Source organism: Streptomyces alkaliphilus (assembly GCF_014141535.1).
GTDB classification, from domain to species: Bacteria; Actinomycetota; Actinomycetes; order Streptomycetales; family Streptomycetaceae; genus Streptomyces; species Streptomyces alkaliphilus.
Genome location: NZ_VKHT01001694.1, coordinates 1 through 513 on the forward strand (window position 1 = coordinate 1; position 513 = coordinate 513).

General features: G+C 75.8%; 1 pseudogene. It reads right to left on the bottom strand.

Annotation, left to right across the window (positions count from 1 at the left end):
* Nucleotides 1-56: 56 nt before the first annotated feature.
* Nucleotides 57-513, bottom strand: a pseudogene (locus tag FNQ90_RS26365) (hypothetical protein); the annotation flags it as partial.

Consider the following 513-nt stretch of genomic DNA (forward strand, 5'->3'; position numbering starts at 1 on the left):
CTCATGGGGTGGGGGGTACCGCATGTCGGGAACGGGACCTTCCGTGGCGGGCCGGCTCAGCGGCGGTTCTCGGTCTCGACCTGGAGGAAGACCGCGCCCAGGTGGTAGCGGTCGCCGCGACCGGCGAAGCGCAGGGACAGCCGGTTGGCGCCGTGCGCCAGGGCGGGGCGGAGGTCGAGGAGGGTGGAGTCGTAGCCGAGGGTGTTGCGGTGCGCCGGTTCGCGGGTGGTGACGTGGCGCCCGAGGTCGGCGATGGTGGAGTTCATGACGTCGTCGGCGGGCGAGGTCGGGTCGCCCAGGGCGATCGCCGGCCGGAGGTCCGGGGCGGCGGTCAGTGTGTCGCCGGCGCCGGGGTCGCCGTCGTAGCCGACGACGCCGAGGGTGCCGGTCGCGCCGTCGGGGGCGCGCAGGGCGTCGATGGTGAGGGTCACCTCTCCCTCGTCGCGCCGGGCGACGGGATCGGGTACGGCCGACGGACCCGGCAGCCCGGGCAGGTCGGGGAGTCCCTGGCCC